Below are 26,257 nucleotides of genomic sequence, written 5' to 3'. Positions count from 1 at the left end.
TTATAACTACTCTACTATTATAACTTCTTTAGTTGATCTGCAAAAAGTTTCTTTAACTAAGAAAGTACTTATGATTATCCCAAGAGCTGTAAATCCAAGTAAAATGCTTAGACTTATTTCATAATCATGGATACAAGCCTTTTTACCACCAGCCAATGTATCTAAAACACTACTAACCAATGGGGCTCCTATCGCTACTGAGAACATAATTAAGAAGTTATTCACACCAAGGCCGGCTGCTCTATAATTAGGCTTACATTGTTCTGCAATAATCGCAAAACCGATGCTTTGTCCACTAGCTCCTAAGCCTAAGCATATAAATGCTGTATAAAGTATAAATTCATTAATAGGTAAATAAATAATAGTAGCTAATGAAACAAATGCTAATGATACAGCTCCAATCATTACAGGCTTTCTTCTTTTTAAGCTGTCTGAAATGAATCCTAAAGTAGGACAACCTATACCGTAACCTAACCAAGCTAGAGTTATAAGATAAGAGCCTAATTTAGCATCATAGCCGTTAAGCTGTAAAAATGATTTAGTGGCATTTTCAGAAAGGTATTCTATAGCAAGATATGTTGTTGCAGAAAATATTGCTATTAACCATACTTGCTTATCTTTAATTAAAGTTTTAATGCCATCTATAAGCCCTGATGAGCTTTCAACGATGACAAATTTATCGGTAGATTCATCATTGTTCTTAACTATGAAAATAGTGATAGCTGCTAAAATAACACCAACAATAGCAAGTATAATAAAGACATAACGCCAGTCAATACCGCCAGATTGAGATAACGAATCTAAAGGCCCAGCCGCCATCATAGGACCTAATACTCCAATAAACTGAGATAATCCTATGAATAGGCCTATGTGCCTATGAGGCAACCAATCATATACAGCGATTAAAAGGCATAAGAAACCAAAAGATGCACCAAAACCAATCATCACTCTATAAACAAGAGCTGCTGTAAAACTACTTGATAAACCAAATAAACCAACACCTAAGGCGCACACTAAAATTGCTAGAGTAAGAGCTTTCTTTAAGCCTAACTTATCCGTGATAATTCCTACTGGTATTTGCATTATACCGTAAGTAAGCTGATACGCAGTTGAACTAAGTATACTGAATGTAAGAATACTTAAATCAAGGTCAGAAATAATTTGGTGTTCAAATGTACCAAGAATAGTCCTTAGTAAAAACTCGTACATAAAGAATATGGCACAAGTTAACCATATTGATATACTTAGTATTGATAATTTATTATTCATCGTTGAAGTTTTCTTCTGCTATTTTTTCCCAGTCTTCTAGTTTAGCTTCAGCTTTTTCATCATCATGAAATGATGAAACTTTAAAAACTAGATCACCTTCTTTGATAAGAGGATAGTTATTTATACCAACAATTATCCCGTCGATTGGAGATTTTAATGCTACAGGTTCATTATTACCAAAAGGGTCTATTAATTTACCAATTTTTTGATTTTCTTTGACTCTAGTTCCTAGTTCTATTTCGGTACGCAAAATGCCTGATTGATCAGAAATAGTCCACTCTGTATCTTCAGATACGACTGGTTTGACTAGCTGTTTATACTCTTCATCATCAAGTACTTCAAGTTTTCTAAATACATTTTTAACACCAGAAACACCAATGTTTATAGCTTCTTCATTAAACTTATTTGCCTCACCAGCTTCATAACAGATGAATGGAATATCTAAATCTTGGTGAATCTTGCGAACACTGGTTCTTGACATGTTTACACTTGTAATTACGGGTGTTTGAAATGCTCGAGCCATCTTCAAAGAAACATCGTCATCGTCATTATAGTAAACTTGAGGAAGAATTTCAGAATCTAAGTTACCAGTTTTTAGTTGGATAGAATAGTCAGCCTTTTTAATAATTTCTTGAGTGATTCTGTTGGCATATCTATGCATATATGAGCCGTTTTCATCACCAGGAAAGGCATGTTCTAATGGAGTATTATGCTTTACTGTTTGAACAAGGCTAAATATGTTTAAAACAGGAATAGCAATAATTGTACCGCTTAAGTTTTTAGGATTAACCTCATCAAGTAGATTATTTATGATTTCAATGCTGTTAAATTCATTGCCATTAAGCATACCAAAGACTAATATACATGGACCTTCTTTTGTCCCATTTAGTATTTTTATTGGTAAATACATAGGTGCACATGAATACATACTAGGTAAAGGCATCGCAAGAGTAGCAGACTCACCAGCTTGAAAGGTCTTGTCAAAGAGTTTAAATTTCATAAATATTTTATTGGCTTAGAAATGTTTTAATGAAGTCATCATTATAGCAAACCTATGGGTTTTAATCAAAATTGCTGTATCTGAATTAGAAATTGCTTTTTTAATGCTATATGGTAGAATCATGAGTTATGATTTTTAGGCTAGATATGGTCTAAAATTTGATTAACTTAGATATAGGCATTTTTAAGTGAGGTGATAAGATATGCCGAGCATTAGAGTTAAAGAACGAGAGCCTTTTGATATAGCGCTTAGAAGATTTAAAAGATCTTGCGAAAGTGCTGGAGTGGTTACAGAAGTACGCAAAAGAGAGTACTATGAAAAGCCAACTAGTGAGCGTAAAAGGAAAAAACAAGCTGCTGTTAAAAGAGCCTATAAAAGCAATATAATAGCAAGAATATAATAATTTAATCGACCTTAAGGGTTTACTTATGGTAAGCTCTTTCTACTACTTTTAGGAATCAATTTTAATAAATGTCACAAATATATCAGCAATTGACTCAAGATATGAAAGAGTCAATGAAAAATAAAGATAAAAATAGACTTACAACTATTCGAATGGCAATGTCTGCAATCAAGCAAAAGCAGATTGATGAAAAAGTTGAGATTACAGATGATATTACTATTGCAATAATCACAAAAATGATCAAGCAACGTCAAGATTCATATAAACAGTTTATTGAAGCGGATAGGTCTGAGTTAGCTGAAGGTGAAAAAAGTGAGATAGAAATACTTACAAAATATATGCCTAAACAGTTAAGTGACGATGAGGTTATCGAGATAGTTCAAAAAGCTATAGAGTCAGCAGGAGCTACATCTATGAAAGAGATGGGTAAAGTTATGGCAGCAGTAAAAAATGAGCTAGCTGGCAGAACAGATATGAGCAAAGTAAGCGCTATAGTTAAATCAAATTTAGTTTAACCGATAATTCTAATATATGGCAAAGCGGATTCAAAACAACTTCATTAAAGAGCTAGTTTCAAGTGCTGACATTGTTGAAGTTGTTTCTCGTTTTGTGAATTTAAAAAAAGCAGGTAAAAATTATAAAGCTTGTTGTCCTTTTCATAATGAAAAAACACCATCATTCACTGTAAATGCCTCTAAAAACTTCTTTCATTGTTTTGGTTGTCAAGAATCTGGTGATGCACTTACGTTTGTTAAGAAGATAAATAATCTTGAGTTTATAGATGCTGTAAAGACTCTTGCTGAAATAGTTGGAAAACCTATAGAGTATGAAAACTACTCAAAAGAAGACATTCAAAAAGACGAGCTTTATAAAAAATGTATAAGCTTCTTAGAAACAGCACAGAAATGTTATCGTTGGAATTTAGGTAATGCACCTACAAAAGATAAAGCAATTGGATATCTTAAAGAACGAGAAGTGGATGGAGCTTTAGCTAAGACTTTTGGTATTGGATATGCACCAGAAGGATGGACATATATTACGGATTTTGCAAATAGTATTAAAATATCTCAAGAGATATTACTTGAAAGTGGTCTAGCTATCAAAAATGATAGCGGTAGGGTTTATGATCGTTTTCGCGGCAGGATTATGTTTCCAATTCGTAATATTCAGGGTAGTGTGATTGCTTATGGTGGCAGAGTTATTGAAGATGTTGAAGGAGTTAAATACATCAATTCACCTGAGACACTAGTTTTTCAAAAAAACAACGTGCTGTACGGGCTTTATGAGTATCGCCAATTAAAAAAACAACACCAAGTTAGTGAAAGCCTTGTAGTTGTTGAGGGCTATATGGATGTAGTTGGTTTGGCCGGCTTTGGTTTTTATGGGGCTGTTGCAACGCTAGGAACAGCTTTTTCACAGAATCATGCAAAAATATTGTTTAGAGAAACAAACTCAGTTGTATTGTGTTTTGATGGTGATTCAGCTGGACAAAAGGCTGCGACTAGAACTATCAAAATTGTATTACCAATTTTAGATGCAAATAAAAAGCTTAAAATACTTAGTTTAGCAGATGGTAAAGATCCTGATGATTTTATCAAAAGTCATGGTTTAAGTATGTTTCAAGAGAAAATTGAGGATGCTGAACCAGTAGCAGAGTTTTTGGTTAATAGTTTTATTGCTGACAAAGATTTATCAAAAGCTGAATCAAAGGCTGAAGTTGTTGAGAGCCTTAAAGATTTTGTTTCTGAGGTTGAAGCAAACATATATTCTGAAAGCATTATAGCTACTATTTCAGAGAGGATCGGTTTAAAGGTGGAGCAAGTACAGAAGCTTTTAAAATCGCGTAAAAAATTCGTAGATGTGAACGATGAAAATCATCCAAATCATCCAAAAATAGTACAGAAAAAAATAGCTCAAAATCTTTTGTTAGAGGAGAAGTTACTTGCTGAGATTTTTGTAAATACACAGGATGTGATTGAAACTATAAAAAGCAAAGATGTTGAGGTTTTTGAAGGCTCAAAAAGATTAGCAATATTATCAAAGGCCTTGAAAATATTAAAAGAAGACTCATCTATAGATATGCAACCAGTAATATTGATTCAACTTTTGTGTGAAGAGTATCCAGATTTTAGAGATTATTTTTTTGAATTGATGAGTTATGGGTTAGAGCATAGTTTTAAGAAAAACTGTGAAAGCTCTTATAATCATCAGCTTTTAAGTAATTTAAAAGTTGCTGAAAGCCGTAGTATTAGACAAAGACTTAAATATCTAGGGACATTGCCTTTTAGAACAGAAGTTCAGGAGATGGAGAGGAAATATTTGGTAGCAAAAATGAGTAATTAGTTTAAAATATAAAAGATAAAAACCTATTATATAAAATATAGAAAATCCTATTGGAGTATTATAATGACAAAAGAAGACTTACTCTCGGACTTAAAAGATCTGATAGTTGATGGTAAAGAAAGAGGTTATTTGACTAGAACCGATATCCTTGATGCTCTACCAGGCGATGTCTCAGACGACCCTAAAAAATATGAAGAAATTGAAGCAATATTAGTAGATGCTGGTATCGAAGTATATGATAGAACTCCACAATTAGAAGAAGAAGATGAAAGAAAGGTTAGTGAGGCTAATCTTGATGACCTTAAAGGAAAAACTTCTGACCCTATCCGTATGTATATGCGTGAAATGGGGATTGTTGACCTTTTAGATAAAAAAGGTGAAACAGAGATTGCTATTAGAATTGAAGAGGGTACGACAGAGGTTTTTAGTACAATTTTAGAATACCCTATAGTTATCAAAACATATATTGAAAGATTTCGTGAGATAGAAGAAAAAGCTAAAGACTATATGAGTTCTCAAGATATAGAGGATGAACCAGTAGCTAAATATCTTCGTTTTAATGAAATTATGGCAGGCTTTAGTGATGAACAAGTTTCTGAGGAAAAAGTTGCTGAAGATGATCATGATGAGAAGATTGATACACAAAGGGCTTATAATTTCTTTATTGATCTTGAAACTCAATTTGATAAGTACCGTAAAAAACCTACTAAAAAATTATATACTCAAATAGTTAAAGAGTTTGATTGTCTAAGACTTTCAACAACTCATTTGCAAAAACTCGTTGACTATATCAAGCAACCTTTTGTGCGAGTAAAAGAGTTTGAAAGAAAGATTATGCGACTAAGTGTTGAACGAGCAAAAACTCCTAGAGCGGAGTTTATAAAAGTTTATACTATTGGTAAGACTGATTGGCTTGCTCCGTTGACTAAAAAATATAAGTTTACTGATAATATAGTTCGAGAAATTGAACTTTTAACTAAGCAAGTTATCCAGTTTCAAGATTTAATGATGATGGATATTGCAGAGCTTAAAAAAGTAAATATAGAAATATCTAAGAGTGAAGCAAAAATTACTCAAGCTAAAAAAGAGATGATTGAAGCAAACTTAAGATTAGTTGTTTCTGAAGCTAAAAAATACACAAACCGAGGTTTACACTTCTTAGATATTATCCAAGAGGGTAATATTGGTCTAATGAAGGCCGTTGATAAATTTGATTATCGTAAAGGTTTTAAGTTTTCAACTTATGCTACTTGGTGGATTCGTCAAGCAATCACAAGATCTATTGCTGACCAAGCTAGAACTATTCGTGTGCCAGTACATATGATAGAGACTATCAATAAAGTTAATCGTATTAAACGCCAAGTTTTACAAGAAAAAGGACGTGAAGCAACGGAAGAAGAGATTATTGAGTTTACTCCAAATATGACTAAAGAGAAGCTTAAAAAAATTCTTAACATCTCACATACTCCTATTTCTATGGAAAGTCCTATTGGCGATGATGAAGATTCTACTGTTGGTGATTTTATTGAAGATAAAAACAACTATTCTCCAATAGAAGCAGCAAACCTAGAAAATCTTCGTGAAGCTATAAAAGAGCTTATTGAAACTGGGCTTACAGAAAGAGAAGCAAAAGTTTTAATGATGCGTTTTGGTATAGGTATGAACACAGACCATACTTTAGAAGAGGTTGGTAAGCAGTTTAATGTAACTCGTGAGAGAATTCGTCAAATTGAAGCAAAAGCTCTTAGAAAACTTAAGCATCCATCAAGATCATCATTCTTGAAAACATTTTTATAATTTAAGATAAGGGTTTTTAGTATGAAAAAAATACTTTCAGCAATTATTGGGGTTTCTGCATTAGCATTAGTGAGCTGCTCAAATAAATCAGAGCCACCAGTAGCACCAGAAGCATATACACAAACTCAAGCAAATGGATTTGTAGAGACAATTGCAACACCAGTAGTTATTAATGAAATCCTAAATGATCCAAAAACTCCAACATTTGGACCTAAAGATGCAAAACAAGCAGTTGTTGTCTTTTTTGATTTTGGCTGTGGAACATGTGCTCAAATCTCTAAGCAGGTTGCAAAGCTTACGAAAGAGCATCCTAATACTAAATTTATCTTTAAAGCATATCCGTCACCAAAAAGAGATGCAAAAGTTCCTAACTATGCATCACTAATTGCAAGTGAAGCATATCTTCAAGGTGGATCAGAGTTGTTTATGGCATATGATAAGGCTATCTTCGATCAGCGCATTGCTAATGGTAAGCTTACAGAGTCTGATGTTGATGGAGTAGCTGGACATCTGGGTATAGATTTTGATAAAAAAGAACTATTAGAAAAAGCCAAAACAGAAGAGTTACAAACAAGAAAACTTGGCAAAACAATTGGTTTTAAAGGTCCTCATGATATTATTATTATGCCTACTAAGCTTGCTGGAATGAGTCAAGCAGAATTAAATCAAAATGCTGATAGCATAAGAAAAGATATCTTTGTTATTTCACATAGAGATGCTGAAAAGAAAGGCTTAGACAGTGTTGGCATAGCTAAGTGGGAAGGTCAAGAAATTACAAGGACATTAAATAAGATTGGAAACTAAATCTTATTAACTTCTATCACTAAAATATATTCTAAAAATTTTTCGATACGTTTATTATTTGTTGATAAACTTATTTCTTCTTGTAAGATTCTTTATTTAAACGCTAGATGTAGTAATTTGCCAGCTTATCTTAATTATGAATGTTTTTTCATATATTTTATTGGTGATTTTGTTTTATGAGTTGTTAAGGTTATTTAAAATCTGCGATAATACGGTAATGGTTATATAAATCTTGCTTCATACAATGTTTCTTACAGAAAAACAAAATAGAGAAATAGAAGACTACGCTATTAGTGAAAATCTTAATCTTATAGATCTAGCTTCAGATGAAATTGTAAAATTTATAAAGAATAAATTTAATAAAAAAACCAAAATTCTTCTGGTTGCAGGCACAGGTAATAATGGCAGTGATGCAATAGCAACAGCTATTAAATTAATTCATAAAAACTACTGTGCTGACCTATATCGTTACGGTGAGAAGGCAAGTGAAGTTAATAACATATATTACCATGAATATTGCCAGCTGAAACAACCTTTACTTAAGCTGCCTAAAGTTAGTAAGTATGATGTTGTGATTGATGGACTATTTGGTATTGGGCTTAACAGAGATCTAGATACAGAGATGTTAGAGTTGATAAGTGTTATAAATAAACAGTCAAAATACACTTTAGCAATAGATGTGCCAAGTGGGTTAGGTGCTTTTAATGCGAAGGTTTATGGTAATGCAATAATAGCTAATGAAACCATTACATTTTTATCAAATAAACAAGGTTTGCATACAGGTGCGGGCCTAGATCATGCTGGTATGGTTACAGTGTCTAAACTCATCGATAGCTCTAAAATCAAGCTTAGTGAATCAGATTATTGTGTTGATAAAAATACAGTAAAAAATATTGATTTGACTACTATACTTAGAAAAAAGAAAAACACTAATAAAGGTACTTACGGCAATCTTGGTATTGTCGGTGGTAATGCGGGCATGAATGGAGCATTGCAGTTAGCAGGTGCTTCGGCTCTTTATAGCGGATGTGGTAAAGTTTCAATGATACCTTTAGATCAAAGTTTTAAAGCTAATATGGCTCTGCCAGAGCTTATGGTAAAACTTTTAGAAAAAGTGTTTGAGAATATTGATTCTTATTCATGTTTAGCTGTTGGAGTTGGATTTGATACTACCAAGAAATCCCAACAAATTCTTGAGCAAATAATTGAGAGTTTAAATCAAGTAGCTATATTTGATGCAGATGCTTTAAATATAATTGCTGAAAATGAAGAGATAAAACAAGAATTTATTAAGCTGAAAAACAAAATAATAACACCTCATCCAGCGGAAGCTGCAAGGTTGCTTGATTGTACTACCAAAGAAATACAAGATAATAGGTTTGAAGCTGTAAGAAGATTAGCAAAAGACTATAATGCAACGGTAATACTCAAAGGCGCTGGTAGTTTAATTTGTAAAGATGATGAAATCCACATAAATACCACGGGTAATCAAGGCATGGCAGTAGCAGGTCAAGGAGATGTGCTATCTGGAATTATAGGAGCATTTTTAGCACAAGGTTTAGATACATTGTCAGCAAGCAGATTAGCAGTATATGTGCATGGGTTAGCTGGTGATAATCTGGTTAAAAAACTTGGTGGTTATGTTGGGATATTTCCTAGTAGAGTGGCTGAGGAGGTTTGTGAGGTTTTGAATAGCTATATTTAACTCCTGACAAAATGGAAAAGTATAAAGCATGATGAGTAAAAACATTTGGTGCTTACCTTATAGGGTTATATAATGTTTTATGTCTTAATAATTTAAAACTAGATAGCTAAAATGATAAAAAATTTCCAAAATATAAAATTATACCGCATGGTAACTCCAGAAAAAATCTGTCCATATGGACTAAAAGCAAAGGCATTACTAGAAGATAAAAATCTTAGTTTTGATGATGTTATTCTTAAAACTAGAGCAGAAACAGATATGTTTAAAGCTAAGCATAACCTGCAAACAACACCATTAATACTTATTGATGGCGAAAAAATAGGTGGTTATAGTGAGTTACTTGAGCTGATAGGCAATAAATGAAAAATCAACTGAAATACTTTGTATGTCCAACAAAAGTTTTACCAGAACATATTGACCCAAATAACCATCTAAACAATATTGTTTATCTACAATGGATGCAAGATATTGCTATTGAGCATGTCAAAGCTAACGGAGTATTTGAAATTACTGAAGAATTAGGACTTACATGGTTTGCAAAAAAACATACTATTGAATATATGTCCCAAGGGTTTTTAGGTGATGAAATTACAGTTATTACATGGGTTGAAAGTGCGACAAAGATTTCTACTTTGCGTAAGTATCATATATACAAAAAGTCAGATAAGAAGCTTTTGTGTAAAGCTGAAACTTTATGGATAATGATAAACCTTGCAAAATCACGACCTGCTAAAATACCTCAAAAGCTAATGGAAATTTTTGATAAATATAATGATTATGAGTTGGATGATATTTCTAGTCTAGTCTAGCGGTTCTATTTATTACTTTATTAAAACCTTATTTTTCAAAAACTTTTAAAGCTTCTAAAAACACATCAACAGTTGCTCCTTTTTTGTTGGCATTTTCACTTAAATATCTACGGTATACTTTAGCGTTTGGTAAACCATTAAATAAATTTAGTGTATGCTTCGTAATATTGTTTAATTTAAGATTAGAGTCATTTTTCATTTGCGTTTTTATATACTCAACCATTTTATGAGCAACCTCTAAAGGTGTAGTTGGCTGGATATTTGTATTATAAAATTCATTATCAAAATTTTTAAAAATAATAGGGTTATGATACGCTTCACGACCAATCATAACACTGTCAACATGCTGTAAATGCTCGTGAGATTGCTCAACAGTTGTTATACCACCATTTATACCGATCTCAAGATTTGGGAAATCTTTTTTGATGTTATAAACAGTATCGTATTTTAGCTCTGGAATAGTACGATTTTCTTTAGGCGATAACCCGCTTAACCATCCCTTGCGTGCATGTAAGCATAAGTAGTCAACACCGGCATTTACTTGCTTTTCGACAAAGTTATAAAGTTCTTCATAGTTATCGTTATAATCATAGCCTATACGTGTTTTTACGGATATTGGGATATCAAGATTATCTTTCATGGCTTTAACACAATCAGCTACTAAATCAGGTTCTGCCATTAGTGAAAGTCCAAAATTACCTTTTTTGACTCGTTCACTAGGGCATCCAACATTTATATTTATCTCATCATAGTTTAGGCTTTGAGCTAGTTTACCACAATAGATAAAGTCTTTAGGAACACAGCCCCCAAGCTGAAGAGTTACAGGATTCTCCTCGGCATTATAATTTAGTAAAAAATTTTTATTACCATGAATGATTGCATTTAAGGTTATCATTTCAGTATAAAGCATAGTGTGTTTGGTAATTAAACGCATCATATAGCGATAGTGTCTATCTGTCCAATCAAGCATTGGTGCGATACAAATTTTACGAGAAGATATATTCATAGAAGTTTAAGTTTTAAAGTGGATCATCATCGTAGCCGAGTCGATGTATTATATTATCAATTTGATTCCGATATTTTTCAGTGTTTTTAGAGTACCTAGCATATTGTGGATCTGGTCGATCATTAACCCAATTTGCTAAATCCCAGTTGTAGGTGGTTTTAAAACATAGCTTACCAAACTCAGTAAGATTAAAGTCAGCTTGTGTTTGTAAACAGCCTGTCATAAAAACATCTGCATAAGTTTGTAAAATTGGAAATTTTTCTGTAGGGAACTCAGCATCCTTGAAGTCTTTCACATACATCCAGTAGTCACCCTTAGGTAAGCTTTTTACACCTAATGGTAATAAGTCTTTTCTAGGGATTTTAACCCTGCAATAAGAGGCTTCTCGAAGGTCTGTTGCGGAAATGTCTTTAGCTGTAGATTTATAATACACGGCATTCATTACATAACCTTTGTTAGGGATCCCTAAAAGGAAGGTGGCTTTTGATTTATTGCCTCGAGACGCCCAAATTCTTTCAAAGTTTTTAACAAGTATGGGAGCCGCATATGTAGCATCAGGAACAGTAATATTACGAGAATTTTTATTCATCAAACTACCATAGCCAATTACAAAATTAGTTCTTTTTGAACTTACACCTGGTCTACAGTTTATAGAGCTCTCAGGTGTTTGAGATTCAAGATTTTCTTTTAGTATTTTTATCTCATTCTCATGAATGTTTATCGCCTTTTTGACGCCTTGTTTTTGGCCTATCAAAAAACTGCCAAGGACTACGACAGATATTATAGAAATGACTATAATATTTTTCTTTTTTATCATTGTGATGTTCTATCAGACCATATTAACTAGATATCTTAGCTATTTTTGAATGAAATTTAAAGTTTTTGTTTATAAGAGGTCTTAAAGTCTGTTATATATGGGTACTAAGATGTGGTATAATATTTGCTAGTTATTTTTTAAAATATCATAAATAAATTGGAGTTTATGTAATGTCTGAAAATCAAGCTTATGACTCAACGAGTATTAAAGTCTTAAAAGGTTTAGATGCTGTAAGAAAAAGACCAGGGATGTACATTGGGGACACTGATGATGGTAGTGGTCTTCATCATATGGTATTTGAGGTTCTTGATAATGCAATTGATGAAGCTTTAGCAGGGCATTGTGATGATATTAAAGTTATTATAAATACTGATGGCTCTGTATCTGTTAGTGATAACGGTCGTGGTATTCCAACAGATATTCACAAGGAAGAAGGTCGCTCTGCAGCGGAAGTTATCATGACGATACTTCATGCAGGTGGTAAATTTGATGATAATTCATATAAAGTTTCTGGTGGTTTACATGGTGTTGGTGTATCTGTTGTGAACGCACTATCTGAATCTTTATCTCTAGATATTTGTCGTAGTGGTCACAGATACTTCCAAGAATATGTTCATGGTGTGCCGCAATATCCATTAAAACAACTAGAAGAAACTGATAAAAGTGGTTCGATTATTACATTTAAGCCAAGTAAAGAAACTTTCTCATTTGTAGACTTTGATTATGACATTTTGATGAAGAGAATTAGAGAGCTTTCTTTCTTAAATTCAGGTGTAAAAATAGAGCTTATTGATAAGATTGCTGATAGATCAGAAACTTTCAAATATGATGGTGGTATTAAAGCGTTTGTATCTTACTTAAATAGAGCTAAAAAACCTATTCATGAAGATGTAATTGCTGTAAATGGTGAAAAAGATGATATCACTGTTGAGTTAGCTTTACAGTGGAATGACTCGTATAAAGAATCAATATTTTGCTTTACAAACAATATTCCGCAAAGAGATGGTGGTACACACTTATCTGGCTTGAAAGCAGCTGTAACTAGAACTATGAATGCTTATATAGAAGCAGAAGGTTTCAATAAAAAATTAAAAATATCATTAACTGGTGAAGATATGCGTGAAGGTTTGGCTGCAGTGCTATCAGTGAAAGTGCCAGATCCAAAATTCTCATCTCAAACAAAAGATAAACTAGTTTCATCTGATGTGAAATCAGCAGTTGAATCTCAAGTTAATGAGAAGCTACAGGAGTTTTTACAAGAGAATCCTAAAGAAGCAAAAATTATTTGTGAAAAAATATTAGATTCCGGTAAAGCTCGTGAAGCTGCTCGTAAAGCTCGTGATATGACTCGCCGTAAAGGTGCTTTAGATATCGCAGGGCTTCCTGGTAAATTAGCAGATTGCCAAGAAAAAGATCCAGCATCTTCTGAGTTATACCTGGTGGAGGGAGATTCAGCAGGAGGTTCAGCAAAACAAGCTCGTGATCGTAAATCTCAAGCGATACTACCTCTTAAAGGTAAGATTTTAAATGTAGAGAAAGCTCGTTTTGATAAAATGCTAGGTTCAGCAGAGGTTGGTACACTTATTAAAGCTTTAGGTTGTGGTATAGGTGTTGAGGACTATAATCCTGATAAGACTAGGTATCATAAAATCATATTAATGACGGATGCCGATGTCGATGGCTCTCACATTAGAACATTGCTTTTGACATTCTTCTATAGACAAATGCCTGAGCTAGTTGATAGAGGGTATCTATATATTGCTCAACCCCCTCTATTTAAAGTAAAACGTGGTAAGCAAGAAACATATTTAAAGGATGAAGATGCTTTAGCAGAGTATCTTGGTAATATTGGCCTTGAAAGTGCTGTGATACAAGCAAAAGATACAGCTATATCTGGACAAATTTTAAATAACTATTATGAGTTGTACCAAAAATCAGAAAAAGTTATCAATAAGTATGCAAAAATTTATCCAGAAAAATTGCTTAGGGTAATGGCTTATAACACTAAGTTTATTGATGATAATATCTCACAATGGTGGACAGAAATTGTTGAGAAATGTAATGAAAAGTCTCTTTCTTATGAAAAATTTAAACTTATAGAAAATAGATCTACTGATGAAGAGGGTGTTGAAACAGTTGCATATGGAGTGAATCATTATATAAATGGTTACGATACTGATTATGTAATGAAAAATAGTTTCTTTACTACAAAAGATTATGAAGATCTTATCACTTACGGTGAAGTGTTATCGGATATATCTTTTGAAGGTGCTTTTGTTGAAAGAGGTAATAAAAAGCAGTTTGTTGATAATTTTGAGATGGCTATTACATGGTTGCTTAAAGAGGCTCGTCGTGGTCATGATATACAACGATACAAAGGTCTTGGTGAGATGAATCCCGAGCAACTTTGGGAAACTACTATGGATCCTGATAATAGAATATTGTTACAAGTATCTGTAAAAGATGCTGTTGAGGCAGATTCTTTATTTACTACGCTGATGGGTGATGAAGTTGAGCCTCGTAGAGACTTTATTGAGTCAAATGCTCTAAATGTAATGAATCTAGATGTATAGTTAAACTATAATTCTTCAAAATATTCTAACCTTTCTCAATGCAAATTTTTATTTATAAAAACCACTATTAACCATAAGGTATTTAATTTATCATGTCTTTTAAAATAGCTGATATTGAAATAGAAAATAATGTAGTGTTAGCTCCTATGGCAGGCTTTTGCGATAGTGCCTTTAGAACTCTTTGCAAAGAGCATGGTGCTGGATTGATATACACTGAAATGGTAAATAATAAAGGTGTCGTTGACAAACATTGGGAAACCATGGAAATGTTATATATGGAGGACTCGGAAAAGCCTCTTGGTGTACAGATTTTTGGTACAGATCTAAATAGTTTTGTTGAAGCAACTAAATATATAGCTGAAAATACTGAGTGTGATTTTCTTGATATAAACATGGGTTGTCCAATGCCTAAAATTGCTAAAAAGCTTCAGGCTGGTGCGGCACTTTTAAAAGATGTAGATAGAATTCATGAAATTTTGACTACTGTAGTAAAAGCAGTACATAAGCCTATAACTATTAAAATGCGTATTGGTTGGGATGATCAGAGTATAAATGCTATAGAGGTGGCTAAAGCTTGCGAAGATGCTGGAGTGAGTGCTATAGCACTACATGGTCGTACGCGTGAGCAGATGTATACTGGTAAAGCAAATTGGGATGTTATCCGAGATGTGAAAAAAGCTGTAGATACAGTAGTAATAGGAAATGGCGATGTATTTTGCCCACAAAGTGCAAAAGCTATGATGGATCATACAGGTGTGGATGCTGTGATGGTAGGGCGTGCATCTCGTGGAAATCCTTGGATATTTAAGCAAATTGCAGAATACTTAAACACTGGTGAGATAATCCCACCACCAACGGCTTTTGAGCGAGTTGATGTGTTAGGAGAGCATTTAAAAAGGCTTATTAAATTAAAAACTGCAAAAGTAGCTGTTAGAGAGATTCGTACGCATGCTAGTTTTTATTTACAAGATATGCCAAACTCACGAGAGTTCAGAGCTAAGTTAAATCAGCTTGATAATGAATCTGAAATTTTTAAGGTTTTAGGTGAGTATAAAGCTAGTTTCTAGTGGATAATTACACTATTAGATTTATAAAATCCTAGTTCTGTTGGTTTAATCGTAAAAGTCTATTTAGCCTATTAAAATTATTTGCTATTTATCTACCTTCTTTAGCTCTATGATTTCTGCTAACAGTTATTGCTCTATTATTTGTATATCAAAAAATTAAATTAGGTATAAACTCTTTTGCGATAAACGTGTTATTTTATATTGAGATTCGTATAAGAACTCCGAGGCTTCGACTTAGCTCAGCCATCTTGTTTTGTTAAATAATATGGTTAAATAAATAGTCTTTGATATATAGGAAAATATCTAGCGTTTTAAAATATCATCATTTTTTACTCTTGTCCATTTACCTTCGGACTTATCTATATATTGAAAATATTCATTGGTGAAAGCCCCTTGAACACAAGTTTCTCTAGCATACCTCCATGTTGTATTTTCATCATTCATGATCTTATCCATTACACCTGGTCCTGTGAGGTTCCATACTCCTAAGCTTGTATCACCACTTTCTATGTTTGTTATTATAGTGTTGATACATTGTTTAATTTTTTCATTATTAGGGGCAACCGCAAAATAATAATTTGTAATATATAACTGTTTTGCTTTTATAAACATTTCAGTTTTACCTTTTAATATTTTTGATGGTTTAGCAACTAAGCAACCGTCCATATCAATATAAATACCTCCATGTTCATGTAGAGCTAGAAGACGCCACAAGTCAGCCTTTGATGCTCCAACAGTTAGCTTAGAGTATGCATCAAATGCATATGAATAATTATCTTTGATATACTGGTCAATATCTAAAATAAATCTATACTCATAACTTGGAGCAATGACTCTATTAAATAGATAATTAACATAAATAGGTAATGACACCTGATTTGTGAAATTTGTTTGCCATATGATTTTTGGTATTGCTGTTTGTTTCTTTGATTTTATTAGTGGGGCACTATACTCAGGAATTGTAAACCTTTTGTTGGGAAATATTTTATGAAAAGCTATAGATATACCCTTAACTAAATTTCCTAGTATTCTTATTATTCTACTATTAATTAAATCAATATTTACCATGTTGTATTACTGTTTGAGTATACTTATTAATATTAATGTATATTATATTCTATTTGATTATTATTGTTTGATTATTTTGCTGGGGTTTATAATAGGATTATCAAATAAAATATTGAGAGGGATCTTTATACTGAGTATTTATGTTTATTAAAAACAATACTTCGAGATCTCTCCGCAAAAGTAACTATACCACTATCAATGAAACTATCTGTTATTGCTTGAGGAATGTCTTTATCAAGGTTCCTTGTGATAAGTCTATAAAAAGCCTCTTTTTCAGTTTCATTAGTCTGTCTTTTAAACTTTTGATTTACAACCTCATTAAAGCATTCTAAGAAGTGTTTTATTCTAACTTTTGGATTTGTGTTACTTGTACCTATATTACAAGCATTTGGCGCTGATGTTGATATGTTAAAGCCTTTACGAGTGTAGTAGGCTGCAATTCCTTTAAAAATTCTATCATTACTAAAAATTGTAATAGTCAGGTATGTTCTATAATCTTTGTATCTTTCAACATACTCACCTACTTTAGCACAAATGTAACCATCCATGTTGTCCTTATTACCTTCACCATAAATAATAGGCACAAGTTCAAAATTATTATGGATTTGAGTCTTTTTGAAGTTTGGGTCTAGTTCTTGACTATTAGTAAACACTATAGCTCTATCAAAGTTACCTTCGGCAATAGCATCAAACTTATTATAGTTCTCAGAGTCAACAATAGCTAATTTAAGATATTCCATAATACACAATACCAAGCACTATCAATAAATATATTTTATCTTAAAACTATCAGATTTTATAAATTTTGTTACAATTATACCAATTTAGTATAGTTTAATAGAGTTATGATTGATTTGAACCAAAGTTATAAAGAATTATCACAAGAGTTTTATACTCCGCAAGGTGTATATAAGTATCCAAATGCAAAAATAGTAATATTTAATGATGAACTTGCAAAAGAATTAGGTATAAAATTTGATGATTATAGTACTAAAGAAAAACTTGATTTTTTATTAGGATATTCTGCAAAACAGCCAATAGCTCAAGCTTATGCGGGACATCAGTTTGGGCATTTCACTACTCTTGGTGATGGTAGAGCTATACTTTTAGGAGAGTGTAAAAATAGTGAAGGAGACAGTGTAGATATCCAGCTTAAAGGAGCGGGTAGAACAGCATATTCACGCGGTGGAGATGGTAAGGCTCCATTAGGAGCGATGCTTAGGGAGTATATTGTGAGTGAAGCAATGTATAATTTAGAAATACCAACCTCAAGAATTTTAGCTGTAATCACTACAGGTGAAAATATTCAAAGAAATACTTTAGAGCAAGGAGCTATAGCCGTAAGAGTTGCAAGCAGTCATGTTCGTGTTGGGACATTTCAATATGCAGCTACACTAAGCGAAAATCACTCTCAAGAGCTTTTAGACTATACGATTAAAAGACATAATATTCCTTATGAAGATAATAAAGCTTTAGGCTTACTAGATTTTGTAATTGATAAACAAAGTACTCTAATAACAGAGTGGGAACGAGTAGGCTTTATTCATGGGGTGATGAACACTGATAATATGACAATATCAGGTGAAACTATAGATTATGGTCCATGTGCTTTTATAAATAAGTATGACCCTCAAACAGTTTTTAGCTCTATTGATAGAAGAGGGCGTTATGCTTTTGCAAATCAGGCAAATATAGCGGGTTGGAATATTGCAAGGTTAGCAGAAAGTGTATTGCCTTTGATTGACTCTAACCAAGATAAAGCTGTAGAAACTGCTCAACAACGCTTAGATAATTACGCTGGATTATATACGAAAAAATGGCAACGAATGATGTCAAATAAATTTGGTCTTGAAAGTTTTGATGATAAAGAAGTGTCTGAGTATTTAGCTAAAATGCAATCACAAGAGTTAGATTATACAAATTCATTTATTGATTTAACTCATACGAGGCAACCAATTTTGGAAGTGATGAAAAACTCTAACCCAACTATTATTCCTAGAAATCATCAAGTAAATAAAGCCATAAAACTTGCTGAAGATGGCAATTATAGTTTTTTAAATAACTTTGTTGCGACTTTAAAAAAACCTTATGGAATTAATCAAAAAACTAAATTTTATAATCAATCAGCATCACACGATGAAGATGTAGAGTTTACTTTTTGTGGTACCTAGTTTGTATTTGATAAACAAATGTTTTAAAAGCAGTAAATAAATTGTTTCAAATCTTATATAATGAATAAATAGTCTCTTAAAATATAAGATAATGAGTAAAGTAGACACTAAAAAAATAGATGTAATAGCCCCTTCTTTAGGGCGTCGATTTTCTGGTATAAATGCTAGTATGATGGCAGTAATTCCTGAACAGACCAAGTTAACTGGTATCGTAGGGCTTGGGTTCAATCTTGACTCTAATAAAGTTCCAGTAATTTCATTTAAACAGTTTTTATTTGGTTGTTGGCGAGATAAATGGCGTATTTGGCATGCGCGTAGAAATATAGATATGTTAACAGGTATTATTTTAAAATATGTTTTTAGATATAAGATAGTCCTAGTATTTACTTCTGTAGCACAGCGTTATCATAAGAGTTTGACTAAATTCTACATAAATCAAATGTCAGAGATTATCTGCCCATCAAATATTTCTGCATCATATCTAGAGCATAAGCCAAATATTGTCCCTCATGGTGTTAATACTAGTATATTTTATCCATCAACTAGTGAAGATAAACAGTTGGAGAATATTGTAGTGCCTTGTGAAAATATAATAGGCATTTTTGGAAGAATAAGAAAGTCAAAAGGCACAGAAGAGTTTATTGATGCTGTTATAAAAGTTTTACAACATCGTGATAACTGGGGTGCTGTTGTTATAGGTGAAGCTACATCAAAAGATTTAGAATTTAAAAAAATGCTCGAAGATAAAGTTTTGAAAGCAGGGTTAGAGTCAAGAATAGTATTTACAGGATTTTTGAAAGACTCTGCAGAAATTCCTAAATGGTATAGAGCTATAGATATAGTCGTTTGTGCTAGTCATAATGAAGGTTTCGGCTTACCAGCATTAGAAGCAATGGCATCTAAATGTAGTGTTATAGCAACTAAAGCTGGAGCTTGGCCTGAGTTTATTACAGATGGTGAAAATGGTTATCTTGTAGATACAAAATCATCTGAGCAGATAGTTGAGAAATTAGAAATCTTAATGAGTGATGATAGTTTAAGAAATCAAATAGCACAAAATGGTTATAACTTAGTTACTTCAAAATATAAAATTGAAAATGAAGCTGAAGGTATACAAGAGATTTACGATAAACTTTTAGCTGAGAAGAATAAGGGTTGCTAGCTGTTTCTGATACATTAACCAAAATGTTTGCTAGAATATATTTCATAAGTTTTTTTTAAGCTTTATTATTAACTAGATCCATGAAAAGTAATAAAAGATTATCCTGACTCAAGGAGGTTTTGATGTCATTCTACTCTATCCAAAATAAGCTTCTAGAGAACTATAAATCCGAAGTTGAGCTTAAATATAAAATGCTAAATGGACTTTTTTTAAGTACTCCTTTAGATAAAGAACATAATGCAACCTCAAGATTAGCAACATTTTCTAATATTTGTGAGAATGAATTAGCGAAAGGTAAAGATCCAATAGAAATTATAAGAAGTCTATATCCTGATATGCCCGAAGAAGAAAAACTCCAAATATTTATAAAATTCATACGTTATATAGAAAGACAAATAGTTCTAATAGATGCTATTGAAGAAGCTGCTTATGCGAAAACTCATGATTTAAATGGTGAATATAGTATTACTAGGCTGACAAGAAGAGTCGAAAGAAATTGTAAAGAAAATGCTCTAACAAGTGCTTTAAATGAATATAAAACGAGACTTGTCCTTACTGCTCATCCGACTCAATTCTATGCAAAACTTGTACTACCTATCATTCATGACCTTAAAAAAGCTATCATCGATAACGATATAAATAAAATAAGAGATATTTTTCTACAAATGGGAAAAACTAGATTTAGTAATAAAACCAAACCAACTCCTGAAGGTGAAGCTATATCTATTATATGGTACTTAAACAATATTTTTTATAATATCATCCCTAAAGTTCAGCATAAATTAACAAACAACAATACCAATATTGAAATAGGGTTTTGGCCTGGTGGAGATAGAGATGGAAACCCATTTGTTACAGCAAATGTAACTAAGAAAGTCTCTAAACATTTAAGAAGCAATATTTTTAGCTGCTACAATAAAGATCTAAAAAGACTTATTAAAAAACTTACTTTTGAAGGTGTACACGAAGAACTCACAAAAATTAGAAAAAAACTAAAAGAAAATAAATATATTAGCGCTAATGATTTTATAAATTCTCTTAAAAAAGTAAAAAATGTAGTTGATGATAAATATGATTCTTTGTTTGTTGATAAGCTAGATAGCCTTATTTTAAAGGTTAAAATCTTTGGATTTCATTTTACAAAATTAGATATTCGTCAAAATGCTAAAATACACAATTTATTCTTTAATGAAATTTTTAAAGAAAACTATAACCTTGATTATCAAACACTCAATGATGCTGAAAAAATTAAACTTTTAACAAAATTAAGTAAAGAAAAAAGTCTAGTTGAACTAGATTTTAGTAGTGATCTTGCTAAAGAACTACTAGAAACTATTAATACAATACAATATGTCCAACTTCAAAATGGCTATAATGCTATTGAAAGATATATTATTAGTAATGCAGACTCTGCTGCAAGCATATTAGAAGTTCTAACAATATTTAGACTCTTCAATAAAAATATTAAAACAAATAATAAAAAAATCAAAATTGAAGTTGTTCCCTTATTTGAAACAATGGAAGATTTAACCAACTCAACTAAAATAATTGATGAACTACTTAAGACAAAACTTTACACCGACAACCTAATTATTTGGGATAATACACAAACGATTATGCTAGGATTTTCTGATGGGACAAAAGATGGTGGCTATTTTATGGCTAACTGGTCTATTCTTGAAGCCAAAAGAGAGCTTAGTAGATATTTTAATTCTAAAGGAATTAAGCCTATATTCTTTGATGGTAGAGGTGGACCTCCTTCTCGAGGCGGTGGAGATATGTTTTTATTCTATAAAGGACTATCAAATGTAGTTTCTAACCATGATGTACAAGTGACTATTCAGGGCCAAACTATATCTGCGAAATTTGGCAATACTGATAGCGCACAATATAATCTCGAGCAGATTTTAACCTCAGGATTATACGGAAAGCTAAATCTACATAATGCTCCAAAATTAACTCCTATAGAGGTAGAACTTATTGATGAGCTAGGTAAACTATCATTTGACACATATTCTGACCTAAAAAATCATCCAGAATTTATCGACTATCTTACAGAAATTACTCCATTAAAGTATATTAGTGAAATGAAAGTTGGTTCTCGTCCATCAAAACGTAATTCCGGAGAGAAAATCAGACTTGATGATCTTCGTGCTATTCCGTATGGTGCAGCTTGGGCACAAATGCGCCAAAGTATTTTAGCATTTCATGGTCTTGGCACTGCTATAAACACAATAGTAAACAGAAATGATGACAACTTAATAGCTTTAAAGAAAATATATGAAAATTCACTCATAATTAAGGGGATTTTTGATAATGCTCTACAAAGTATAGAACAGACTAACTTTAATATTACCAAACATATAAGTAAAGATGTTAAATATAAAGACTTTTGGCAACAGATATATAATGAATATACTCTAGCTAAGAAGTTTTTACTTACAATAACTGGTAAAAATGAGAAGTTTTTACATGCTAATCCAATAAAGGAAAGATCTATTCGGATGAGAGATAATATAACCTTGCCACTGGTTATATTACAGCAATATGCTCTTGATTGTCTAAGGCATAACCCTGAACACAAACATAAAGAACTTCTCGAAACTATTATTAAAAAATCTTTAGCTGCGAATATAAATGCTAATCAAAACTCTATATGACTAGATGTAAATTTTCATAAGGTTATAGCTGTTAGCTATAGTATTTAGTAAAATATATAGAGTTATTATAGTAAAACCTTAATTTACTAAAATCAGGAAATTACTATAATGTGTCTTTCTTAATTATGATTAAAAAACTTGTAACTACTTAAGTTCTTTTAAAAATTTCTCGATAAATTCTATTCTTTGTTCAGCAATTTTGGTTGCTTTCGTGATTTGTAAATCGTGATCTTTAGTCAGTTTAAAATCAGTTGATTTTGATTGTATTAGCTTAATAAGTTTCTGTAAATCAACTTTTTCAGGATCAGCAAATACGACCTTGCCGCTTGTTGCAAACATCTTAATCTGAGCAACGCCAATTGCTAACGCATCAAGACGAATATGAGAAGTTTTAAGTAGATATAATACTTCAAGAGGAAGTTTTCCAAATCTATCTATTAGTTCTATTTTGATATTAATGAGTTCTTGATGATCAGCTTTAGAGATTCTTTTATAAACATTCAAACGAGTATTTACATCATAAATATAGTGGTCAGGTATTAGTGTAGGAATATTTAACTCTATTTCACAAGTATTTGAGCTTACAATTTGCTCAATATCTAGTTTTTTACCTGTTCTGAGGTTTTCAATAGTTTTATCTAAAAGCTCCATGTAGAGATTTAGTCCAATACCATTGATATTACCACTTTGTTCTTTACCAAGTATTTCACCAGCACCACGAATCTCAAGGTCATGGTTTGCTAATGTAAATCCACCACCAAGTGACTCTGTACTTCCGATAGCTTGTAGGCGTTTTGTCGCATCTTTAGTTATACCAAGTTCAGGAGTTAGCAAATACGCATAAGCTTGGTGATGAGAGCGACCAACCCTACCACGAATTTGATGTAGTTGGGCAAGACCTAGGTTATTAGCATTTTCAATGATTAGAGTATTAGCATTTGGTATATCGATACCCGTTTCAATAATCGTAGTACAAAGTAATATATGATATTTGTTATGCTTAAAATCAAACATAATCTTTTGAATTTCTTTTTCACTCATTTGCCCATGTGCTACAGCTATTCTCAGGCGAGGAAATATCTCTTGAATAATCTCTTTTTTCTTTTCGATAGTCTCAACATTGTTATAAAGATAAAAAACTTGCCCACCTCGAATAGTTTCACGACTTACAGCTTCACGGATAATTGAGGTGTCATATTCTTTGACAAATGTTTTTACTGATAATCTTTTCGCAGGTGCCGATGTAATAATCGACAAATCACGCAAAGCTGAAAATGCCATACTCAAACTTCGAGGAATTGGTGTCGCAGACATTGTCAAAATATCTATCTCAGCCTTTAACGCTTTGAGTTTCTCTTTTTGAGCTACACCAAAGCGATGTTCTTCATCTATTATAAGTAATCCAAGGTTTTTAAAATCAATTTTTGATGATATAAGCTTATGTGTGCCGATAATTATATCTACAGTGCCTTTTTTGAGATTATCGAATAACTCATTTTGTGCTTTAGTAGTTTTTGAGCGAGTAATAACATCTATGTTTACAGCAGTGTTTGCAAATCTATCACGGAAATTATTAAAATGCTGTTGTGCTAATATAGTTGTAGGTACAAGTATCGCAACTTGTTTTTGGTTTTGAGTGGCTAAAAAAGCTGCACGCATGGCAATCTCTGTCTTACCAAAGCCAACATCACCACATATAAGTCTATCCATAGGTTTAGCAGAAATCATATCTCTAAATACTTCAGATATAGCCTTTAATTGATCAGGTGTTTCATCATAAGGAAAGTCAGCACAAAAGCGTAAATATTCTTCTTCATCAAGAGAGTTTGTAAAGCCTTGTCGCATTTCTCGTTTGGCATAGATCTCTAGTAAATTTGCTGCAGTATCGACAATTTTTTTGATGGTTTTTTCTTTTTGTTTACGCCATTTATCAGATCCAAGCCTGTTTAATGCAATACTATCATTAGCAGAAGAATTATATATACTGATCAGGTTTAGTGAAGTGATTGGTACATAAATCTTGGCATCATTTGCATATAGAAGCAGTATAAACTCATCTTTTTTGTTATTGAGTTCGATAGTTTCAAGACCAATATACTTACCTATCCCATGATCAATATGTACTATATACATACCTTGTTTTAGTTCGGCTAAATCTTTGAGATCAACCGTAGGGTGATGATCATGCTCGCTAGCTTTTGATTTGGTTATATGCTCTGGAAAAAGATCTGTTTCTGTTACAAATAAAACTTTATCCTCAATAATTACACCATCTTCAAATGGTGAAACTATCATGTTGTAAAGATTGTTATTATTTAGCGCTTGCTCAAAACTTTTGGCAGTTTTTATGTTTAAATGTAGTTTATTTAAATGCTCTAAAAGTAAATCTGCTCGACCATTCGAGTCTGTTGAAAATATTATTTTTTCAAACTTTGATTTAGCAATAAGTTCTTGTAGGTTTTTAAATGGATTACTAAGTTTATAATTTGCTGAAATCTTCTCTAAAGGTTTTATTGCTAATTGTTTTGATTTTGATTTAGATTCTATGTGCCATTTTATCGGACTGAACCTAGCTACAGATTGACTAATTTCTTGTTGTGATAAATACAGATTATCAAAATGTAAAATAGGGCGATCAATATCAAATTTTAGATCATTATATCTTTGTTTTACCTCATCTGAAAAAGCACTTATTGAGCTTGTAGTATTTCCAAGTAAGTGTACTTTTGTATTATTTGGAATATAATCAAATATACTCGCTAACTCTTTATAAAATAAAGGTAGGTAAAATTCTATACCGCTAAAATACTCATTATCTTCGATGTATCTACATATTGTTGAGCTAAGAGCTTCAGTTGAGCATAAATTTTCTAATTGTTGAAAGGCTAATTCCGTGTTTTCATTATTATAAATAAACTCATGAGAAGGCATTAAATCAATCTGTTTAACTTCATTTGCAGAGCGTTGAGTCTCTAAGTTTAGCTCTTTAATACTATCAACTTCATCATCAAATAAGTCTATTCTGTAAGCACATTTTGCACCGATTGGAAATATATCTATAATGCTCCCACGAATACTAAATTCACCTTTTTCAAAAACATTATTTACTAGAGTATAGCCAGCATCTACAAGTTGAGTCTTTTGTTTTGTAATATCTAAAGTATCCTCAACCTTTAAAATAAAACTATGTTCTTTGATAAAGTTTGCAGGAGGAAGTTTTTTTAAAATTGTTGCGATACTTGTTACTAGTATCGTTTTTTTAGGGTTTTTAGTTAGCTTATAAAGTATGCGTTGACGTTGAGAGATAATATCTATTGAAGTTGAAAATCTATCATAAGCAAGAATTTCTAAATCTGGAAAATAGAGTATTTCAAGCTTAGAATCTTGAGCTAAAAACTGCAATTCTTTATAAGCTTTGTAGCTTTGTTGTGAGTCTTCTGTAATTATTAGGTTAAAGTCATTATTTGACTTTGCATATTCATTTAAAAGTATACTAAAAGATGCACCGTAGGCATTAGATACGATAGTATCTTTTTCGGATATTTGATTTGAAAGCATTTGCGAATAATTAGAAAGAAGTAGTTTAGATTAGATTCTAATATA

At 32.0% G+C, this 26,257-nt stretch carries 20 protein-coding genes; 13 read left to right on the top strand and 7 right to left on the bottom strand.

Annotated features, from left to right (window positions below; all coding sequences use genetic code 11):
• Nucleotides 1-6: 6 nt before the first annotated feature.
• Both FLM55_RS02705 and FLM55_RS02700 read right to left on the bottom strand, forming a co-directional pair.
• On the bottom strand, nucleotides 7-1,269 hold the full coding sequence (locus FLM55_RS02705) for an MFS transporter (protein WP_178947898.1): 1,263 nt from the start codon (nucleotides 1,267-1,269) through the stop codon (nucleotides 7-9).
• Nucleotides 1,262-2,269: a succinylglutamate desuccinylase/aspartoacylase family protein gene (locus FLM55_RS02700; RefSeq protein WP_178947897.1), complete on the bottom strand. Its 1,008-nt coding sequence runs from the start codon at nucleotides 2,267-2,269 to the stop codon at nucleotides 1,262-1,264. Before FLM55_RS02700 ends, FLM55_RS02705 begins: the two co-directional genes overlap by 8 nt.
• A 202-nt stretch (nucleotides 2,270-2,471) precedes the next feature.
• Here FLM55_RS02700 and rpsU point away from each other — a divergent pair, with 202 nt between their 5' ends.
• From rpsU to FLM55_RS02660, 8 genes are all read left to right on the top strand, one after another.
• Nucleotides 2,472-2,669, top strand: a complete 198-nt coding sequence (rpsU, locus tag FLM55_RS02695) for a 30S ribosomal protein S21 (RefSeq protein WP_112869682.1) — start codon at nucleotides 2,472-2,474, stop codon at nucleotides 2,667-2,669.
• A gap of 71 nt (nucleotides 2,670-2,740) precedes the next feature.
• On the top strand, nucleotides 2,741-3,187 hold the full coding sequence (locus tag FLM55_RS02690) for a GatB/YqeY domain-containing protein (RefSeq protein WP_112869683.1): 447 nt from the start codon (nucleotides 2,741-2,743) through the stop codon (nucleotides 3,185-3,187).
• A gap of 16 nt (nucleotides 3,188-3,203) precedes the next feature.
• The gene (gene dnaG, locus FLM55_RS02685; RefSeq protein WP_178947896.1) at nucleotides 3,204-5,015 is read left to right on the top strand and encodes a DNA primase; all 1,812 of its coding nucleotides are present in this window, start codon (nucleotides 3,204-3,206) and stop codon (nucleotides 5,013-5,015) included.
• A gap of 63 nt (nucleotides 5,016-5,078) precedes the next feature.
• The gene (gene rpoD / locus FLM55_RS02680; RefSeq protein ID WP_112869685.1) at nucleotides 5,079-6,812 is read left to right on the top strand and encodes an RNA polymerase sigma factor RpoD; all 1,734 of its coding nucleotides are present in this window, start codon (nucleotides 5,079-5,081) and stop codon (nucleotides 6,810-6,812) included.
• A 21-nt stretch (nucleotides 6,813-6,833) separates the two neighbouring features.
• Nucleotides 6,834-7,616, top strand: a complete 783-nt coding sequence (locus tag FLM55_RS02675; RefSeq protein ID WP_178947895.1) for a thioredoxin domain-containing protein — start codon at nucleotides 6,834-6,836, stop codon at nucleotides 7,614-7,616.
• Between the two features lie 244 nt (nucleotides 7,617-7,860).
• On the top strand, nucleotides 7,861-9,321 hold the full coding sequence (locus FLM55_RS02670) for an NAD(P)H-hydrate dehydratase (protein WP_178947894.1): 1,461 nt from the start codon (nucleotides 7,861-7,863) through the stop codon (nucleotides 9,319-9,321).
• A gap of 111 nt (nucleotides 9,322-9,432) precedes the next feature.
• Nucleotides 9,433-9,684 carry a glutaredoxin domain-containing protein gene (locus FLM55_RS02665; RefSeq protein WP_178947893.1) on the top strand — a complete coding sequence of 84 codons (252 nt, stop codon included), beginning with the start codon at nucleotides 9,433-9,435 and terminating at the stop codon, nucleotides 9,682-9,684.
• Nucleotides 9,681-10,130 (top strand): thioesterase family protein, encoded by a 450-nt coding sequence (locus FLM55_RS02660; protein WP_178947892.1) that lies wholly within the window; start codon nucleotides 9,681-9,683, stop codon nucleotides 10,128-10,130. The genes FLM55_RS02665 and FLM55_RS02660 overlap by 4 nt, the downstream gene beginning before the upstream one ends.
• A 28-nt stretch (nucleotides 10,131-10,158) precedes the next feature.
• On the opposite strand, the gene dusA is transcribed toward FLM55_RS02660, so the two are convergent.
• Entirely contained in the window at nucleotides 10,159-11,136 is a 978-nt protein-coding gene (gene dusA, locus FLM55_RS02655; RefSeq protein WP_178947891.1) for a tRNA dihydrouridine(20/20a) synthase DusA, read from the bottom strand.
• A 13-nt stretch (nucleotides 11,137-11,149) separates the two neighbouring features.
• Nucleotides 11,150-11,950, bottom strand: coding sequence for a gamma-glutamylcyclotransferase family protein (locus tag FLM55_RS02650; protein ID WP_178949045.1), 801 nt, complete (start codon nucleotides 11,948-11,950; stop codon nucleotides 11,150-11,152).
• A 173-nt stretch (nucleotides 11,951-12,123) separates the two neighbouring features.
• Between FLM55_RS02650 and gyrB the strand changes: the two genes are divergently transcribed.
• Together gyrB and dusB are read left to right on the top strand one after the other, a co-directional pair.
• Entirely contained in the window at nucleotides 12,124-14,526 is a 2,403-nt protein-coding gene (gene gyrB / locus FLM55_RS02645; protein ID WP_178947890.1) for a DNA topoisomerase (ATP-hydrolyzing) subunit B, read from the top strand.
• Between the two features lie 92 nt (nucleotides 14,527-14,618).
• Nucleotides 14,619-15,593, top strand: coding sequence for a tRNA dihydrouridine synthase DusB (dusB, locus tag FLM55_RS02640; protein WP_178947889.1), 975 nt, complete (start codon nucleotides 14,619-14,621; stop codon nucleotides 15,591-15,593).
• 303 nt (nucleotides 15,594-15,896) lie between these two features.
• Here dusB and FLM55_RS02635 read toward each other — a convergent pair whose 3' ends face one another.
• Nucleotides 15,897-16,661, bottom strand: coding sequence for a glycosyltransferase family 32 protein (locus FLM55_RS02635; RefSeq protein ID WP_178947888.1), 765 nt, complete (start codon nucleotides 16,659-16,661; stop codon nucleotides 15,897-15,899).
• Between the two features lie 125 nt (nucleotides 16,662-16,786).
• Nucleotides 16,787-17,401, bottom strand: coding sequence for a hypothetical protein (locus tag FLM55_RS02630; protein WP_178947887.1), 615 nt, complete (start codon nucleotides 17,399-17,401; stop codon nucleotides 16,787-16,789).
• A gap of 105 nt (nucleotides 17,402-17,506) precedes the next feature.
• On the opposite strand from FLM55_RS02630, the gene FLM55_RS02625 reads away from it, so the two are divergent.
• The 3 genes from FLM55_RS02625 (at nucleotide 17,507) to FLM55_RS02615 (ending at nucleotide 22,654) form a co-directional block, all read left to right on the top strand.
• Entirely contained in the window at nucleotides 17,507-18,832 is a 1,326-nt protein-coding gene (locus FLM55_RS02625) for a YdiU family protein (RefSeq protein WP_178947886.1), read from the top strand.
• A 91-nt stretch (nucleotides 18,833-18,923) separates the two neighbouring features.
• Nucleotides 18,924-19,994 carry a glycosyltransferase family 4 protein gene (locus FLM55_RS02620; RefSeq protein ID WP_178947885.1) on the top strand — a complete coding sequence of 357 codons (1,071 nt, stop codon included), beginning with the start codon at nucleotides 18,924-18,926 and terminating at the stop codon, nucleotides 19,992-19,994.
• Nucleotides 19,995-20,116: 122 nt separating this feature from the next.
• Entirely contained in the window at nucleotides 20,117-22,654 is a 2,538-nt protein-coding gene (locus tag FLM55_RS02615; protein WP_178947884.1) for a phosphoenolpyruvate carboxylase, read from the top strand.
• A 144-nt stretch (nucleotides 22,655-22,798) separates the two neighbouring features.
• On the opposite strand, the gene mfd is transcribed toward FLM55_RS02615, so the two are convergent.
• A complete protein-coding gene (gene mfd, locus FLM55_RS02610; RefSeq protein WP_178947883.1) occupies nucleotides 22,799-26,212 on the bottom strand; it encodes a transcription-repair coupling factor in 3,414 nt (1,137 codons plus the stop codon).
• Between the last annotated feature and the right edge of the window lie 45 nt (nucleotides 26,213-26,257).

It is taken from the genome of Francisella sp. Scap27 (genome assembly GCF_013394105.1).
In the GTDB taxonomy this organism is placed as follows: domain Bacteria; phylum Pseudomonadota; class Gammaproteobacteria; order Francisellales; family Francisellaceae; genus Francisella; species Francisella adeliensis.
This window is presented reverse-complemented; position numbering and strand designations above follow the sequence as displayed.

Excerpts from the sequence above, each read along its gene's own strand:
- FLM55_RS02635 (WP_178947888.1), bottom strand. The coding sequence starts at position 16,661 with ATGGTAAATATTGATTTAATTAATAGTAGAATAATAAGAATACTAGGA.
- dnaG (WP_178947896.1), top strand. The coding sequence starts at position 3,204 with ATGGCAAAGCGGATTCAAAACAACTTCATTAAAGAGCTAGTTTCAAGT.
- dusA (WP_178947891.1), bottom strand. The coding sequence starts at position 11,136 with ATGAATATATCTTCTCGTAAAATTTGTATCGCACCAATGCTTGATTGG.
- gyrB (WP_178947890.1), top strand. The coding sequence starts at position 12,124 with ATGTCTGAAAATCAAGCTTATGACTCAACGAGTATTAAAGTCTTAAAA.
- FLM55_RS02625 (WP_178947886.1), top strand. The coding sequence starts at position 17,507 with ATGATTGATTTGAACCAAAGTTATAAAGAATTATCACAAGAGTTTTAT.
- FLM55_RS02700 (WP_178947897.1), bottom strand. The coding sequence starts at position 2,269 with ATGAAATTTAAACTCTTTGACAAGACCTTTCAAGCTGGTGAGTCTGCT.
- rpsU (WP_112869682.1), top strand. The coding sequence starts at position 2,472 with ATGCCGAGCATTAGAGTTAAAGAACGAGAGCCTTTTGATATAGCGCTT.
- FLM55_RS02675 (WP_178947895.1), top strand. The coding sequence starts at position 6,834 with ATGAAAAAAATACTTTCAGCAATTATTGGGGTTTCTGCATTAGCATTA.
- FLM55_RS02665 (WP_178947893.1), top strand. The coding sequence starts at position 9,433 with ATGATAAAAAATTTCCAAAATATAAAATTATACCGCATGGTAACTCCA.
- FLM55_RS02620 (WP_178947885.1), top strand. The coding sequence starts at position 18,924 with ATGAGTAAAGTAGACACTAAAAAAATAGATGTAATAGCCCCTTCTTTA.
- mfd (WP_178947883.1), bottom strand. The coding sequence starts at position 26,212 with ATGCTTTCAAATCAAATATCCGAAAAAGATACTATCGTATCTAATGCC.
- FLM55_RS02705 (WP_178947898.1), bottom strand. The coding sequence starts at position 1,269 with ATGAATAATAAATTATCAATACTAAGTATATCAATATGGTTAACTTGT.
- FLM55_RS02630 (WP_178947887.1), bottom strand. The coding sequence starts at position 17,401 with ATGGAATATCTTAAATTAGCTATTGTTGACTCTGAGAACTATAATAAG.
- FLM55_RS02615 (WP_178947884.1), top strand. The coding sequence starts at position 20,117 with ATGTCATTCTACTCTATCCAAAATAAGCTTCTAGAGAACTATAAATCC.
- FLM55_RS02690 (WP_112869683.1), top strand. The coding sequence starts at position 2,741 with ATGTCACAAATATATCAGCAATTGACTCAAGATATGAAAGAGTCAATG.
- dusB (WP_178947889.1), top strand. The coding sequence starts at position 14,619 with ATGTCTTTTAAAATAGCTGATATTGAAATAGAAAATAATGTAGTGTTA.
- FLM55_RS02660 (WP_178947892.1), top strand. The coding sequence starts at position 9,681 with ATGAAAAATCAACTGAAATACTTTGTATGTCCAACAAAAGTTTTACCA.
- rpoD (WP_112869685.1), top strand. The coding sequence starts at position 5,079 with ATGACAAAAGAAGACTTACTCTCGGACTTAAAAGATCTGATAGTTGAT.
- FLM55_RS02670 (WP_178947894.1), top strand. The coding sequence starts at position 7,861 with ATGTTTCTTACAGAAAAACAAAATAGAGAAATAGAAGACTACGCTATT.